Source organism: Shewanella sp. MMG014, from assembly GCF_018100775.1.
Classification (GTDB): domain Bacteria; phylum Pseudomonadota; class Gammaproteobacteria; order Enterobacterales; family Shewanellaceae; genus Shewanella; species Shewanella japonica.
In genome coordinates this window covers 291,769-307,074 of the sequence record NZ_JAGJDZ010000005.1, presented here as the reverse complement: position 1 = coordinate 307,074, position 15,306 = coordinate 291,769, and the positions used below count along the sequence as shown (strand labels likewise).

Annotated in this window: 14 protein-coding genes; 10 read left to right on the top strand and 4 right to left on the bottom strand. The window is 41.9% G+C overall.

Going from position 1 to position 15,306, the window contains the following annotated elements:
- Positions 1-86 precede the first annotated feature (86 nt).
- Positions 87-548, top strand: a complete 462-nt coding sequence (locus J8L86_RS10645; RefSeq protein ID WP_119968226.1) for a TlpA disulfide reductase family protein — start codon at positions 87-89, stop codon at positions 546-548.
- A gap of 83 nt (positions 549-631) precedes the next feature.
- On the opposite strand, the gene J8L86_RS10640 is transcribed toward J8L86_RS10645, so the two are convergent.
- The gene (locus J8L86_RS10640) at positions 632-2,260 is read right to left on the bottom strand and encodes an AbgT family transporter (RefSeq protein WP_247663330.1); all 1,629 of its coding nucleotides are present in this window, start codon (positions 2,258-2,260) and stop codon (positions 632-634) included.
- A 1,095-nt stretch (positions 2,261-3,355) separates the two neighbouring features.
- Here J8L86_RS10640 and J8L86_RS10635 point away from each other — a divergent pair.
- From J8L86_RS10635 to J8L86_RS10625, 3 genes are read left to right on the top strand one after another with little or no spacing between them, the layout of a single operon-like run.
- Complete coding sequence (locus J8L86_RS10635; protein WP_082972460.1) at positions 3,356-4,051, top strand: lytic transglycosylase domain-containing protein; 696 nt, start codon at positions 3,356-3,358, stop codon at positions 4,049-4,051.
- An 8-nt stretch (positions 4,052-4,059) separates the two neighbouring features.
- Positions 4,060-5,439: a M28 family metallopeptidase gene (locus J8L86_RS10630; RefSeq protein WP_211030200.1), complete on the top strand. Its 1,380-nt coding sequence runs from the start codon at positions 4,060-4,062 to the stop codon at positions 5,437-5,439.
- Between the two features lie 36 nt (positions 5,440-5,475).
- Complete coding sequence (locus J8L86_RS10625) at positions 5,476-5,736, top strand: hypothetical protein (protein ID WP_082972451.1); 261 nt, start codon at positions 5,476-5,478, stop codon at positions 5,734-5,736.
- 191 nt (positions 5,737-5,927) lie between these two features.
- Here J8L86_RS10625 and rlmJ read toward each other — a convergent pair whose 3' ends face one another.
- Positions 5,928-6,770 (bottom strand): 23S rRNA (adenine(2030)-N(6))-methyltransferase RlmJ, encoded by an 843-nt coding sequence (gene rlmJ / locus J8L86_RS10620; RefSeq protein WP_211030198.1) that lies wholly within the window; start codon positions 6,768-6,770, stop codon positions 5,928-5,930.
- Between the two features lie 150 nt (positions 6,771-6,920).
- On the opposite strand from rlmJ, the gene J8L86_RS10615 reads away from it, so the two are divergent.
- Positions 6,921-7,676, top strand: a complete 756-nt coding sequence (locus tag J8L86_RS10615; RefSeq protein WP_055026389.1) for a class I SAM-dependent methyltransferase — start codon at positions 6,921-6,923, stop codon at positions 7,674-7,676.
- Positions 7,677-7,819: 143 nt separating this feature from the next.
- On the opposite strand, the gene J8L86_RS10610 is transcribed toward J8L86_RS10615, so the two are convergent.
- Positions 7,820-8,377 carry a TMEM165/GDT1 family protein gene (locus tag J8L86_RS10610; RefSeq protein WP_211030197.1) on the bottom strand — a complete coding sequence of 186 codons (558 nt, stop codon included), beginning with the start codon at positions 8,375-8,377 and terminating at the stop codon, positions 7,820-7,822.
- A 413-nt stretch (positions 8,378-8,790) separates the two neighbouring features.
- Between J8L86_RS10610 and dmeF the strand changes: the two genes are divergently transcribed.
- The 3 genes from dmeF (at position 8,791) to J8L86_RS10595 (ending at position 12,231) form a co-directional block, all read left to right on the top strand.
- The gene (dmeF, locus tag J8L86_RS10605; protein WP_348772652.1) at positions 8,791-9,786 is read left to right on the top strand and encodes a CDF family Co(II)/Ni(II) efflux transporter DmeF; all 996 of its coding nucleotides are present in this window, start codon (positions 8,791-8,793) and stop codon (positions 9,784-9,786) included.
- Between the two features lie 3 nt (positions 9,787-9,789).
- Positions 9,790-10,206 (top strand): MarR family transcriptional regulator, encoded by a 417-nt coding sequence (locus J8L86_RS10600; protein ID WP_211030195.1) that lies wholly within the window; start codon positions 9,790-9,792, stop codon positions 10,204-10,206.
- Between the two features lie 195 nt (positions 10,207-10,401).
- The gene (locus J8L86_RS10595) at positions 10,402-12,231 is read left to right on the top strand and encodes a tetratricopeptide repeat-containing diguanylate cyclase (protein WP_247663327.1); all 1,830 of its coding nucleotides are present in this window, start codon (positions 10,402-10,404) and stop codon (positions 12,229-12,231) included.
- A gap of 195 nt (positions 12,232-12,426) precedes the next feature.
- On the opposite strand, the gene J8L86_RS10590 is transcribed toward J8L86_RS10595, so the two are convergent.
- A complete protein-coding gene (locus tag J8L86_RS10590) occupies positions 12,427-12,882 on the bottom strand; it encodes a hypothetical protein (protein ID WP_065110240.1) in 456 nt (151 codons plus the stop codon).
- A gap of 340 nt (positions 12,883-13,222) precedes the next feature.
- Here J8L86_RS10590 and J8L86_RS10585 point away from each other — a divergent pair, with 340 nt between their 5' ends.
- Positions 13,223-14,074: an HAD-IIB family hydrolase gene (locus J8L86_RS10585; protein WP_055025931.1), complete on the top strand. Its 852-nt coding sequence runs from the start codon at positions 13,223-13,225 to the stop codon at positions 14,072-14,074.
- Between the two features lies 1 nt (position 14,075).
- On the top strand, positions 14,076-15,296 hold the full coding sequence (locus J8L86_RS10580; protein ID WP_055025932.1) for a hypothetical protein: 1,221 nt from the start codon (positions 14,076-14,078) through the stop codon (positions 15,294-15,296).
- Positions 15,297-15,306 lie beyond the last annotated feature (10 nt).

Sequence of the window (15,306 nt, the reverse complement as noted above, 5' to 3'; positions counted from 1 at the left end):
GAGGGTTAACTGAATAGACATCGGCATATAGGGACAGTAAATATATGACAAACACACAGCCTGTTAAGTTAATGGCCTTTGGTTTTATGCTGATAGCTGCAATAACAGTATCGAATCAAGTTAACGCCGCGCCGTCGTTAACACACATGGTACAAAACGAACTGGGTGAGCAAGTCAGTTTGAATGAGTTTGAAGGTAAAGTTGTTTATGTGGATTTTTGGTCTTCATGGTGCGGACCTTGCCGTAAGTCGTTTCCGTGGATGAATCAAATGCATGCTAAATATCAACAGCAAGGGTTAGCTGTAGTGGCAATTAATTTAGATGTTGAATTGTCGTTAGCACAGCAGTTTTTACAAGACTTTCCTGCTGAGTTTGCCGTTCGTTACGATCCAGATAGTGAGGTCGCAAGGTTATTTGCACTTAAAGGTATGCCAAGCAGTTTTATCTTCAATCGCCAAGGTGAGTTAGTGCAGCAGCATACAGGGTTTAACTTGGATAAACTCGAGCAATATGAACAAGAATTGGTTGAGCTTTTACAACCTAAATAGCTTATAAAGCGATGAGCGAACATAAAAAAACCAGTAACATATTTTGTGTTACTGGTTTTTATTTGTCAGCTTAACCTATGTCATTACGGCGTGTAGTAAGTCGCTGCACCAGGGCCTACCGGGAAGCCAAGTACGAATACCCATAGGAAGAAGAATAAAGTCCAGCCGATAAAGAATACAATTGAATAAGGCAGCATAGTTGCTACCAGAGTACCGATACCTAGGTTCTTCTTATATTGAGAAGCGACAGCTAAAATTAGGCCGAAATAGCTCATCATTGGGGTGATTAGGTTTGTGACTGAATCACCGATACGATACGCTGCTTGAATGGTTTCAGGAGCATAACCCACTAACATCAGCATAGGCACAAAAATAGGTGCGGTGACTGCCCATTGCGCCGAAGCACTTCCTAGCATTAAATTAATGAAACCACACATCATGATGAACAATACAAACACGAGTGGGCCAGTTAGGCCGATGGCATTCAAAGCATCAGCACCAGAAACCGCTAATACAGCGCCTAAGTTAGTCCACTTAAAGAACGCCACAAATTGTGAAGCAAAAAAGACTAATACGATATACATACCCATGCTACTCATACTATGAGACATGGCATTGATTACATCGGTGTCTTTTTTCATACTGCCAACGGCTTTACCGTATACCAGTCCTGGGATTGCAAAGCAGATGAAGATAAAGGCAACAATCCCTTTTAAAAATGGTGAACCAGCCACTAGACCAGTATCAGGATTGCGCAGCGCTCCCCATTCAGGAACCACGGTTAATGCCAGTAAGCCGCCTAACACTAAAGTCGCTAAACCTGCTTTTTTCAGTGCTTGTATTTCTACCTGTGTGACTTTATCCATCTTTTGTTCGGATAAATCTGCAGATGCTTCAGATACATCGTACTTACCTAGCTTGGGCTCAACAATTTTTTCAGTAACTAAAGCACCGAGTATAGTGATTAAAAAAGTAGAAACGAACATGAAATACCAGTTTACTTCAGGGCCGACCATGTAATCTGGATCAATCATTTGTGCTGCAGCTTCAGTTATTCCCGATAATAAAGGGTCAACTGTACCTAAAAGCAAGTTAGCGCTGTAGCCACCCGATACCCCTGCGAATGCAGCAGCAAGTCCAGCAAGAGGGTGGCGACCAAGGGAGTGGAAAATCATGGCAGCCATTGGAATTAATACCACATAGCCAAGTTCTGCAGCTGTATTTGAAACGATACCTGCAAACACAATTGTTAAGGTAACTAAGCGTTTTGAAGTCCCCATAACTAATAAACGCATTGCAGCTGATAGCAAACCAGAGCGCTCAGCAATGCCGACACCTAATAAGGCAACTAATACCGTACCTAGTGGTGTAAAGCCTGTAAAGTTGGTAACTAAGTTAGATACGATCATCCTTAAGCCTTCAGCATTCATTAGGCTGACGACATGAATAAGACCATCTTCGCTACGACCTGAGCTGCCAATAGGTCTTGGATCGACCACTGTTAATTCAAAATATCCGGCAATACCACTGATAGCGATTACAGCTAAACAAAACATGGCAAATAAAGTGATTGGGTGAGGTAATAAGTTACCTAGACGCTCAACGATATTGAGAAATTTTACGAAAGCCCCACTTGAAGCGAGATCTTGTGGCGTGTTGCTTGGTGGCGCCCCGTTGTTAGGCGGCGTGGTATTTGATGGAGTAACGGACATGATCTTCCCTTTAGCTTGGCTTATTTATTATGAGTTTGAGATTTTGCCAACTTACAGACTAGCTGATAAATTTTAAATTAAGCTTAAATTAACGATGAAACAGTTGATAAATAATACTTAACAACAGTTATTCAATCAACGCAACGTAATGACAACTCATTTTAATTGAAATTGGTATTTAAACCATGATTTTTTTGTAAGAGGGTATAAAAAACACCCACTGCTGTTTTGAGTTAGCTTTATGTTTTTAAATAATAAAAAAAACAAACGATATTTTTTGTTCATGATTTTATTGCTTAATCAGTATTTCGTCGTAGCTATTTGTAAAGCATTCATTTTGTAAGGTTTTAACCCTTATTTTTGTCAGGTTTTAGCCAAGGTTGTGAAAAAATGACTAATAAAAAAACACCTTCATTGTATTACTAAGATGAATTTTGTACTGAAATATGGCTATTATGGGGAAGTGATAGCAGTAAGCCTTACGCTTTAGTGGGGCGATTCGATATTAAAAAGTGGCAAGAAATTTACTGCTTAAACAAACTAAAATAATGTGTTTTATTAGATAATTATAAGAAAATGAATAAAATTGTGTGTGTAATTTACAAGGCTGTTGTGACATATGCCATTGCTGCGTTGTGTGGTAGTGCACTGGCTGATCCTAACAGTGCATATCTTCCAGAACCTAAGGCTGTGATAAAAGCCAAAGTGTCAATGCAAGCTAACGATGCCAATGATGAAGTCATTACATTAAAACCGCAAAAAACGCTTTCGCCTTCAGTTGTGGATAACACAGATATTGTTGCTGATATCCAAGATCAAGCTATCGTCAAAACCAATACCAAAACCAAAACCAAAGCACAAAAACAATTACAACCATCCCTAGCTCAACATAAGCCGACTCGGGTGTCAGTGCCTCAAGTTGCATTAAGCAATCAAGATAAACCTAAGTCACGACAAGTTTTATTAGCGCCTATTGTGGTGCTGCCAGCAGAAGATGATAATCAAGATGTTGAAAGCCGCTTACACTTAAAACCTAAAAAGCAGCAAGTGCTCCATCCGGCTGTTGTGGCACTGCCTGATGAATCACCTAAACCTATGCTAGTGCTGCAACCTAAAGTTATCGCCCAACCAGCGGTGGTCGTTGCCCCATCCTCGCCCAGTAAATCCGTGAGCAAGCCTAAGTGGGTTAAGCCATCAAAAACCGCTTCTTTTTCCGATCAAAGCCTCAATACCGGTAATAAACCCAAACGTAAAATCTACCAATATGAGCAGGGTGGGATTACGACGTTCTCAAATATTGTGCCTGACTCAGCGGACTTTGAAGTCTTACTTTACGACTGTTTTGCTTGCCAAGTGAACTCACAAGTCGATTGGCATCGTATTCCCTTATTCGCTTCTAAACACAGCGACTTTGTCAGCGATGCTGCCGAGCAGTTTGACTTGGATCCTGCTTTGATACGGGCAGTGATCCATGCGGAATCTGCATTTAATGCCAAAGCGCGCTCAAAAGTGGGGGCGATAGGGTTAATGCAATTGATGCCAGCAACGGCAAAAGAGTTAGGTGTCAGTGATGCCTATGATATTAAACAAAATATTTGGGGAGGCAGTCAGTATTTAGCGTATTTACTTAAACGCTTCGATAACGATATTGATTTAGCCTGTGCTGCCTATAATGCTGGACCGACAACAGTGACGAAATACCAAGGAATACCGCCTTATCCTGAAACCCAAGCCTATGTAGAGCGAGTCAAAATACTCTTAAAACGTTACCGCACTGCACTGCAAAGTTAGAGGAAACTATGACAAAAACATTACAATTAACCCCTATGGCCGCTGCATTGTCTGGGCTCATATCATTATTCAGTTTAGGCGCGAGCGCTACGCCAGCGCCTTCGCAAGAAGACTTACGTTTATATGATATTGCTGAGGCGCCGCAGGCAAGCAGATTGCATGACGATGTCGCTAAGCTAGTCAGCTTCGGTACTCGACATACTTTATCTGAAACTGAATCTGATACTCGTGGGATTGGTGCAGCAAGGCGTTGGATTAAATCTGAGTTTGAGCGAATTTCTGCCGACTGTGGCGGTTGTCTTGAAGTCGTTATGGTAGGGGAAACCGTATCTGGAAAACGGATTCCCGAACCGACCGAAGTGGTCAATGTATTTGCCATTCAACGTGGTAAAACTGACCCTAATCGAGTCGTCATGATGAGTGGCGATATTGATTCGAGGGTAACCGATCCGATGAACGCTACCTCAGACTCTCCTGGGGCAAATGATAATGCTTCAGGCGTTGCTGGTGCACTAGAAGCGGCTCGAGTGTTATCAAAGTATCAGTTTAACGGCACCATTGTTTACGCAGCACTGTCTGGTGAAGAGCAAGGTCTATATGGCGGTGATGTGTTAATCAATTATGCCAATAAGCATGATTGGCAAATTCAGGCTGTCTTGAATAACGACATGATTGGTAATATTGCTGGTATTAACGGGGTGATAAACAATTCAACGGTAAGGGTTTTTTCGGAAGGCGTCAGAATTGCTGAAACGAAAGAAGAAGCCAAAGAGCGTTATTTTAGCGGCGGAGAGAATGATTCTGCGTCGCGCAATTTAGCTCGAAATATTAAAGCCTTGGTTGATCAATACATGACAAATTTAGATGTTATGTTGGTATACCGTCTTGACCGCTTTGGTCGCGGTGGACACCATTTACCGTTTAATAAAGCAGGCTTACCCGCTGTACGTGTAATGGAAACTAACGAGCATTATGATCGCCAACATCAAGATTTACGCACCGAAAATGGCATTGAATACGGTGATGTGATTGAAGGTGTCGACTTTGATTTTAATGCCAAACTGACCGGATTGAATGCCATTAGTCTAGCCTCTATGGCATGGGCGCCAGCGCCGCCTACAAAGGTGAGTATTAAGGGGCAAGTCTCGGCGAATACGACCCTAAGCTGGGCAAGTGCGGATGATGATACCATTGCGGGATACCGTGTTTATTGGCGCCTTACCACAGAGCCTGAATGGACTCATAGTCGCTATGTGGGAGACGTTAATGAATTTTTGTTAAAAAACATGGTCATAGATAACTACCTGTACGGTGTTGCCGCTGTGGGTAAAAATGGTAATAGCAGTCCAGTCGTATTTCCGGGGGCTGCAGGTGCCTATTTTGATTAGTGTGACATGAGCTTGTTAATGTAAATGGAGAGATAGATGCGGAAATGGATGCTGTTTATATGTCTACTAATGCCAATGATGATGACAGGATGTTCGTCTCGTTCTGCGTCAAATGCTGGTTGTGACTTTGTCACAGGAGCATACGGGAATGCTAAAGACAGAGAGGAGAGGGAATCGCGCTCTCACCGTGTGTCTTCTAGTGATAACAACAAACAAGATGCGGCTGTCGGTCTTTTTAGTGCCATGTTTGGTGCACTGGGCCGCGCATTGAATAATGATGAATCCAGTTGTATTTAGTGCTGGTATATCGCTTTTGTAAGTCGCTTTTTGTATAGCTGCTTAGTTTAAACTGGCTCGAAGTATTAAAGCCCATGTACTCTCTTTTATCACAAAGAGCGACATGGGCTTTTATATGAAGGCACATCAATTCACTAAATGACCTGACCTAAATGATTGTTTGCAGGCCCTGTTAATCTAGATTGAGTGCCCTATTCTGGTACTTCTAGCTTAACCACGGTCTTACCGCCGCTTTGCCCTAAGCATCGCTCTAAGTAATCCAAGGTTTCTTTTGCTGCAATATCTAACTGCCAAGGCGGATTAATAATCCATAATCCAGCAGCAGTCATACCAAAAGCATCGCTGTCAGGGGTAATGGATTGCTCAATTCGCAATTGATTTTTAATGCCACTATCAGCCAATATTTTTAACATGGCCTCTGTTTGCGCTCTATCCACAACAGGATACCAAAGCATGTAAACCCCAGTGGCAAAACGTTTGTGAGCCTTAATGATTGCATTGGCGACATCTTGATAGTCTGTTTTGATTTCATAACTTGGATCAATTAGCGCAACACCACGACGTTCAAGTGGCGGTACAGCCGCAATTAAGCCTTTAAGACCATCACCTTTTACAACTCGGATATGGCGGTCATTGGAAAATTGTTCATCAAGGGAAGCGAAGTCAGTACCGTGTAGCTCATGTAATACCATGCGGTCTTTTTCGCGCATATTCATGTCAACAAATGCTGGTGAGCCTGGGTAAAAAGCCAGTTCTTCTTCACCTTGATTAAAATGTTTTACATCATCAACATATTGTTGCAAAGGCTCAGGTAAGTCGTCTTTGCCCCACAGTTTGGCGACACCGTCTAAATACTCGCCCGTTTTTTTTGAAAACTCATCGGTAAGAGCATAGCCGCCAGCACCCGCATGGCTATCAATGTAAGCCATAGGCTTATGTTTTTTGTGCATAAGTTTAAGTACTTGCAGCAACATAGTGTGCTTGAGTACATCAGCATAATTGCCAGCATGGTAACCGTGACGGTAACTTAACATGAGAATGTCCGAGTATGAGTAAGCAGTAAAACTGCAAGATGGACACATTATAGGGGCTAAGTCATAGCAGGTATAGGTATTCACTGTTGCAGGCTTTTGGCATAATAGGCTTGAGTCTCATAAATACTGGAAATACTTTTGCACATACCAATGTTTTTTAATCAGCAATATCCGTCACTGGTCGATATTAGTGAACGTTGGGGATTGGAGTGGGATAAAGCCGCGCTATTTGAACTGCGCTTTGAACACAACACCTTAAGTTTGCATAAACGTGATGAGCCAAAGCTAGATGGTATTAGTGTAGATTTTGTTTCTGGTGCCGTCGCACACCGTCGTAAATTTGGTGGTGGCCGCGGGCAAACGATTGCTAAAGCTGTGGGCTTAAAGCAAGGGATTAGTCCCACAGTGGTCGATGGTACGGCGGGCTTAGGTCGTGATGCATTTGTATTAGCCAGTTTGGGCTGTAAAGTGATTATGGTAGAGCGTCATCCCGTAGTGGCTGCGTTACTTGAAGATGGTTTACGCCGAGCGTATGAAGATGCTGAAATTGGTGAATGGATGCAACAACGAATGAGCTTATTTCATGGGTCAAGTATTGAAGCTCTGGCCGATGCTGCGGCGGCATCGGGTGAAGAAATTGATGTAGTTTACCTTGACCCTATGTACCCTCATCGTGAAAAATCAGCATTGGTTAAAAAAGAGATGCGTGTGTTTCAAACTCTTGTTGGCGCAGACTTAGATGCTGATGCTCTATTAACACCTGCGCAAGCGTTGGCGACAAAAAGAGTTGTGGTTAAACGCCCTGATTATGCGGAAGACCTTGATGGAGTGAAACCCAGTATGGTGCTCGCGCAGAAGAAAAATCGCTTTGATGTTTACGTCAAAGCGGCGATGAAGGCAGGGTAACGTGCTTTCTAGCGTGCTCGATGCATTGCCTATTCGCCGTTCAAGATTGACTTAATATCACAGCCTCTGTTAGTCAGTGATGGCATTGACTATCACTGATGTTAAGACTTACCCCTTATTCAGGCTACTAGGCGCCCAGCACATTATGTAATAGCGATTGCCGACATAGCGAGAATGACAAATAACCCAGCGGTGATTTGGCGTATCAGTTTTAACGGCAGCTTGTCTGCTGACAGTTTACCAATGATCACCACTGGCACATTGGCAAGTAACATACCTATGGTAGTGCCTAACACCACCATCAATAATGCATCGGCATATTGAGCGCCTAATATTGATGTCGCTATTTGTGTTTTATCACCTATTTCAGCAATAAAAAAAGCGATAAAGCTGGCTACGAATGGCCCTCTATTTGACACTTTCTCATCATCATCGAGTTTATCTGGTACTAAAATCCATCCAGCCATAGCAATAAAACTGGCAAAAAGAACCCATTTAAGCATTGTTGGAGTGATGATATCGGCAATGATGACACCTAAATAGGCAGCCAAGGCATGATTTGCAATAGTGGCTAAAAATATCGCTGCAATTATAGGGATAGGTTTACGGTACCGACTGGCAAGCAGTAATGATAATAGTTGAGTCTTATCACCAATTTCGGCTAATGCGACTGTGGTAATTGATATGGCAAGTACGCTCAAGAGGCTCTCTTTTTAGAGGTGGGGGAAATTAACAACCAAGACAACACTCGCTCCCCACCTCGGGTTGCGATTGTTGTCTATGGTCTCACTCAGCTCTGTGGTGACAAAGCCTTGAACGCCATGATGATTTTGCATCAATTATGTTGACGAACAAACCAACTTATTTAAAGGCTGTTTAAATGAGTGGCAAGTTACTCCCCAAAGACAGCGGCATTGTAAAGATTGTCAGCGTTCTTTTCAAGTTAGCGTTTGCTAAATAACGGCCGAAGTCGCGCCATTATTGGCTTTATCCACTCGGTAGCTTTCTACGTTATGTTATCTATGTCATTGGTTTAAAAGGATGGTGTTGAAATAGTTTGATAATCAAGTTAAATTCTAAAGAATACTTTGATTGTCAAACTATAGGTGCCAGCGTGCGATTTACTACAGAACATCAACATGACTTTTGTGCCCAACAAAGTTCCGGTGAAAAGAGAACCCTCTACGTATTGATATTGACTGTGACGGCGATGGTGGTTGAGATCATTGCTGGCACAGTATACGGCTCTATGGCTTTGTTAGCTGACGGTTGGCATATGGGCACCCATGCCGCCGCTTTTTGCATTACATTGTTTGCTTACCGTTATGCTAGGAAACATGCCAATTCTGATAAGTTTTCATTTGGGGCTGGTAAGGTGAGTGTTTTAGGCGGTTACACCAGTGCGATTGTACTTGGTGTGGTGGCACTATTAATGATGGTGGAATCAATTAATCGTTTATTTAACCCACATGATATTCATTTTAATGAAGCTATTATGGTGGCTTTTATTGGTTTAGCGGTTAATGTGGCAAGTATCTTTTTGTTAGGTGATCATCACCATCATGATCATTCGCACGGCCATTCACACGGTCATTCTCATGCCCATGACCACACACCACATTCTGATTCCCATGAGCACCATCATGAACAGCATGCACACGGTCATCATCACGCATCAGGTGAAAAACACCATGATCATAATCTACGGGCGGCTTACATGCATGTGTTAGCAGATGCATTAACCTCTGTTTTAGCGATAGTGGCGCTGGTGTTCGGTAAGTTTTATGGGTGGCATTGGCTTGATGCCGTGATGGGGATGGTGGGTGCAATTGTGATTACTAAATGGACGCTAGGATTAATGAAGCAAACCAGTCCTGTGTTATTAGATGAGAGTATTGATGCTGAATATAAACAGCAAATTGAACAGGCATTAGCCCCTTATGCAGATGTCAAAGACATGCATGTTTGGAAGGTCAGTGGTCATCATTATTCGGCGGCGATAACATTAGTTGCTAAACAAACAACTTATTCTTTGCATGAATATAAGACCTTATTAAATCAGTTTGATAAAATCCATCACCTGACACTTGAAGTACACCCTATGAGATAAGCGATGCTAAATACTGAACTGCTAAATCAAACCATTACTGAATTTTATGACAAGATGTCCTCTTGGGAGCAATCGGTTGTAAAAGAGACTGGTTACAGTTTAGCTCAGACTCACACTATAGAAGTGTTGGGAAACTTTGGCGCGTTAAGAATGAATGCATTAGCGCAAAAACTGGGGATCACCACAGGTACGTTAACTGTACAAGTCGATAAATTAGTGAAGCTTGGGCTGATGGTACGTTGTGCTGATCCTAAAGATGGTCGAGCCACATTATTGAACTTAACCGAGGAGGGCCTGGCAATTCATCGCCAGCACCATCAGCTACATGTCGAGTTAATGCAAGATTTAACCTTAGAGATGTCTCCGTCAGAGGCTGAAACCTTGATATCTGCTATGCAAAAAATGAATAAATTATTTTAAAAACTGTTAACTAGGCACTTCGTTATTAATGTAACTAAAGGTAACATTATCCCCATACAATCAATGCTTTAATATAGACGTATTATCATGTTACCCTGCTGGCAAGCATAATACGAAAGGATGATAAAATTGGGGCGGTATATGGATGTATTGTTATCAAGAGGGTGGATCTTCTGCTTATGCGGATGCCTTCTGATGTTCACTACTGAAGGATTAGCAAACCCCACACTTAATCAGTTAGAAACTGATGTTTATGCCGTTACTCCCGCCGAAGCAATTAACTTGCTGGATCAGTTTGATCTGAACAATCATGATTTTACACCTGAAGAGCAGGCTAAAGTGTACTTCCTGTATGGACAGATACACGAAAAGCTACGCCAGCTCGACCTCGCCATCAGTAGTTATGATAAAGGTATTGCTCTAGTAAAATATCTCTCGATCAGTGAGGTGTTAATCGACAGCCATTTAGAGCGTTCATTTGCTTGGTATCTTAAAGCGAATGACCCCGTAAGCTATTGTCCTGATAGACACCAAGCACTCGAATATGCTCGTAACTATGACAACGCAGAATTATTAGCTAAGGCGATGACGCAAACTGCCTTTTGCTTTATTGAACCTGACAATGTCTATAAGGGCATAGACTTATTAGATGAAGCATTGCTGATTGTGGATAGAAGTGACAGTTTGAATGTCAATCGTAAGGCAATGATATATAACGCCACAGGCAGCTTATATCGTCGTGTAGGCTTACACCAACGCGGCTACGAAAACTTTCAAAAAGCGTATGAAACTTGGAAAACCATTAACGATATTGAAGACATGTTCAATATGCAGCACAACATGGTGAGCCAAGCGATTAAGCTAGGTGACTGGGATAAAGCCGAAGACAATATTCAGCAGCAATTTGAACTTGCCCGTCAGGCCACAAAGCCAAATGATCTGTTATTTTTCTCCCATCTTAATGCTGGCAGAGTGGCGCTAAGAACTTTTGATTTTAATCAAGCGGTATTGCATCTCGAAAAAGCCATATCGTTAAAAGACACCACTAAAGAGCAGTATTTTGTCACAAGTGGTTATTTGTATCTGGCGATTGCGTATGTTCGTAGTGGTAACCTACCTCGCGCTGCGGAAATGGCACAGATATTTAGGCAAAATAAAAACTTCCCAGCCAACATGAAAGCCATGTTTTTAAAAGCGGATGCGATTATTGCCCTTGCGGCAGGCGAGTCGAATAAAGCTGCTAACTTGTTTTTGGAAGTTATTGATGTTGAAAGAGAAGATAATCAAAGCATTATCGATAATAAGGTACTGACAACGTCACTTGATCATAATATAAAACTAGCGAGTTTTGAGAATGAGTTATTAGCCAATCGCTTAGCCATTAATGAACTCAACTGGGCCGCCGTTGCTGATAAAGAACGCATTAGCGATTTAAAGCTAACCTTATTTCTGGTCTTGGCCATTGTATTGTTTAGTGTGATTTTAGTGTTATTGCATTCTCGAAAGACGTTGAAAAAACGTGCTCAAACCGATTATCTCACCGGATTATCAAATAGAGGCTATACCTTCCGAAAAGGCCAGCGCATTATAGAAAGATCCATCAAAAAACAGCGCCCAGCCTCAGTGATAATTTTTGATATTGATAACTTTAAAGCAATTAATGATCGCTATGGGCATCATATTGGTGATTTAGCGATTAAGGCGGCTGCCAAACGTGCAAGCAGTTGGCTCAAAAAACAAGACTTAGTCGGGCGTATTGGTGGAGAGGAGTTTTTGATTGTATTAGACAACACCACGCTGGACGAAGCCTTTACCATCTCAGATAGGTTGAGAAACGGTATTGCGGCTCAATCATTTCACTTTGATGGGATTGAAGTGGAGTTTACGATTAGTTTAGGGGTCGCGACATTGAGTGCTGGTCAGCCATCAAATTTATCCGATCTTACCAAGCAAGCAGATGATGCATTATACCAAGCGAAGTTTTCTGGTAAGAATAAAGTCTACCTTGCTCCCCAATGTGCTTAAAGCCCAGTTAACGAGGCGAGGGTATATCCAACAGTGCAGAGAAATAGATAAAAAAGCAAGCAACGAAACCCTTGGAGTGGATGCAATGTTTAGTTGAGTTAAACATTCTCGTTGCCTGCCAATGTCTTTCGACGTCAGAATGATAAGTGAAAGCTTGCAAAGGCCAAACTCGCATTTGAAGGATCAGATCCTCACCTACATATCATCCATACGATTAACAGCTTGAGCTAATTGTCGATGGCGTTGATTAAGCGAATCAGTGATGTTCTGTAATTGAATCAGCAAATCTTGATTGGGGATTACGTTGGTTGTGACATTAAGCCAAACGATGATGTTTTCATGAAGCGTGTCGACGTGCTCCATCAACTCATGGGTTTTGACATTAGAGGCAACATGAATATCTTTTGTCGCACTAATAATGCTTTTCTCGATATCTTCATCTATCCATGTGTTAAGCAGTGACTCTGGCATTCTCAATTTTATATCGCGTATGTACTGGATATTTTCACGTTGTTTTTGAATTAAATAATGCAGCAACATCCGAGATCGTTCAGTTTCTGTTTCATCTAATAAGCGTTCACACGCCATCGAAATAGCTTCATAAACATCAATCAAATGATCTAATACCTCAAAAGCCTGGTTAAATCGCATGCTCACTCCTTACATAGCGGGTTTCGCTAGTTCAAATAAGCCATTTCTAGGTTAAATTTCAGCCCTAATGTAATGACAGTTTATTAAGGTGTAGTCGATAGTGTGAACAATGTAAAATTGCACCTTTATAGTGCATCGATGATGTAAAAGTCAGCACAACATTGTTTGAATCTTGAATTTTTAATCCTATTTATGATTCCGTGCGTTAATAAATTAATATTTAAAATCAATAGCTAAAGTCAGTAATTAACCAATTTGGTGCATTTTATATCAAGCTGGCATGTTCCCTGTAACGTTTAATTTAATCACACAATGATTAGCGAAATGGCAGGGGAAGAAAATGACGACTCAACCGCTTATTTTTACCGATATGGATGGCACTTTACTCGACCACTATGACTATAGTTTTTCGAGTGCAATTGGCGTGATAGAGGCGTTGGTTGAAAAACAAATTCCTATTATTCCCAATACCAGTAAAACCTTTGCTGAAATGGAAAAAATTCAACAAACCATTGGTTTTAATTCTCCATTTATTTCTGAAAATGGCGCCGTGGTATATATCCCAATTGGTTACTTTGAACAACAACCTGAAGATACTGTGACCGAGGGGTATTACTGGGTTAAAGCCTTTTGTGAAACAAGGCAACATTGGCTCAGTCTATTAGATAATCAAGCAAGTGAATTTGCAGAAGACTTCATTGGCTTTTCATCACTCAGTGCTGATGAGCTATGTGAACTCACCGACTTATCCGCAGAGAAAGCAGAACTTGCCTTAGTAAGGCATTACTCAGAGCCGCTATTGTGGACGGCTGATGAAGAGCGCAAGCAACGCTTTATTGACCATATGCAGAAGCTTGGTGCCAATATGTTGCAAGGTGGTCGATTTTTGCATGTGGGCGGCCATACCGACAAAGGGTGTGCAATGAACTGGCTGGCACAGGTTTATGCTAACGCATATCAGGTAGGGGTTAACACAATAGCATTGGGCGATAGCGGAAATGATAGTGCCATGCTTGAAGCCGCCGATATTGCGATTCAAATTAAGTCGCCAACCCATACTTTTCCAACAATTCAAACCAGCAATAAAACCATGCAAAGCCGCCACTATGGTCCCAAGGGTTGGGCTGAATGCTTGCAAGCGTTATTACTTGATTCTCCCACCCCAAGTTTATTTACAGCTGAGGAGGCATAACATGGCTGACTTTTATCAGAATGGCATTGTGACCACATTACATAATTTAACCCAGCGTACTCATGAGGAAATGGAAAAGGACCTCATGAAATTTGCCAAAACTCGACCACTGGGGTTAATTTTACCTTCGCTATATTCAGAGCTAGAAGGTGAAGCGTTACCCAATATCATTAATAAATTGAAAGATGTGCCGTATTTATCTGAAGTGGTAATAGGCTTAGACCGAGCTGATAAAGCGCAGTATCAGCAAGCGCTAAAATTCTTCAATCAATTACCGCAACATCACCGAGTATTATGGAACGATGGGCCAAGGTTACAAGCACTAGATGCAAAACTCAGTGCACTGGGTTTAGCGCCCAAAGAGTTAGGGAAAGGACGAAATGTTTGGTATTGCATGGGCTATATTTTAGCATCAGGCAAAACTGAGTCAGTCGCCCTACATGACTGTGACATCGTCACCTATGAAAAGTCATTGTTAGCACGCTTACTTTATCCTGTTGCTAACCCGCAGTTTAATTATGAGTTCAGTAAAGGTTATTACGCCCGCATGTCAGACGGCAAAATTAATGGTCGTGTGTCACGTCTGCTGGTCACGCCATTGATCAAAGCGCTGCAAAGAGTCGTTGGCCATAACGATTACCTTGAATACATGGACAGCTTTCGGTACCCACTGGCAGGTGAATTCTCCTTTCGACGTGATGTGCTAAATGATTTACGTATTCCGAGTGATTGGGGCTTAGAAATTGGCGTGCTCAGTGAAATGCACCGTAACTATGCCCACAACCGTATTTGCCAAGTCGATATTGCCGATAATTATGATCATAAGCATCAAGATTTGTCGCTCGATAATGCCGAAGCGGGATTATCAAAAATGTCGATAGATATTACTAAGGCGTTTTATCGCAAACTGGCTACCCAAGGTGAAACCTTTAATACAGAAGCCTTTAGAACATTAAAAGCAACCTATTATCGTATCGCCTTAGATTACGTGGAAACTTACCATAATGACGCATTGATGAACGGGTTATCAACCGATATTCATACCGAAGAGAAAGCCGTTGAAATGTTTACTCAAAACATTGTGACAGCAGGTCAGCGCTTTTTAGATAACCCAATGGAAACGCCATTCATGCCAACATGGAGCCGAGTGATCAGTGCTATGCCTGACGTACTTGAGCAGCTAAAATCGGCAGTAGAAGCGGATAACGCTGAGTTTATGTAATGAATAAGGT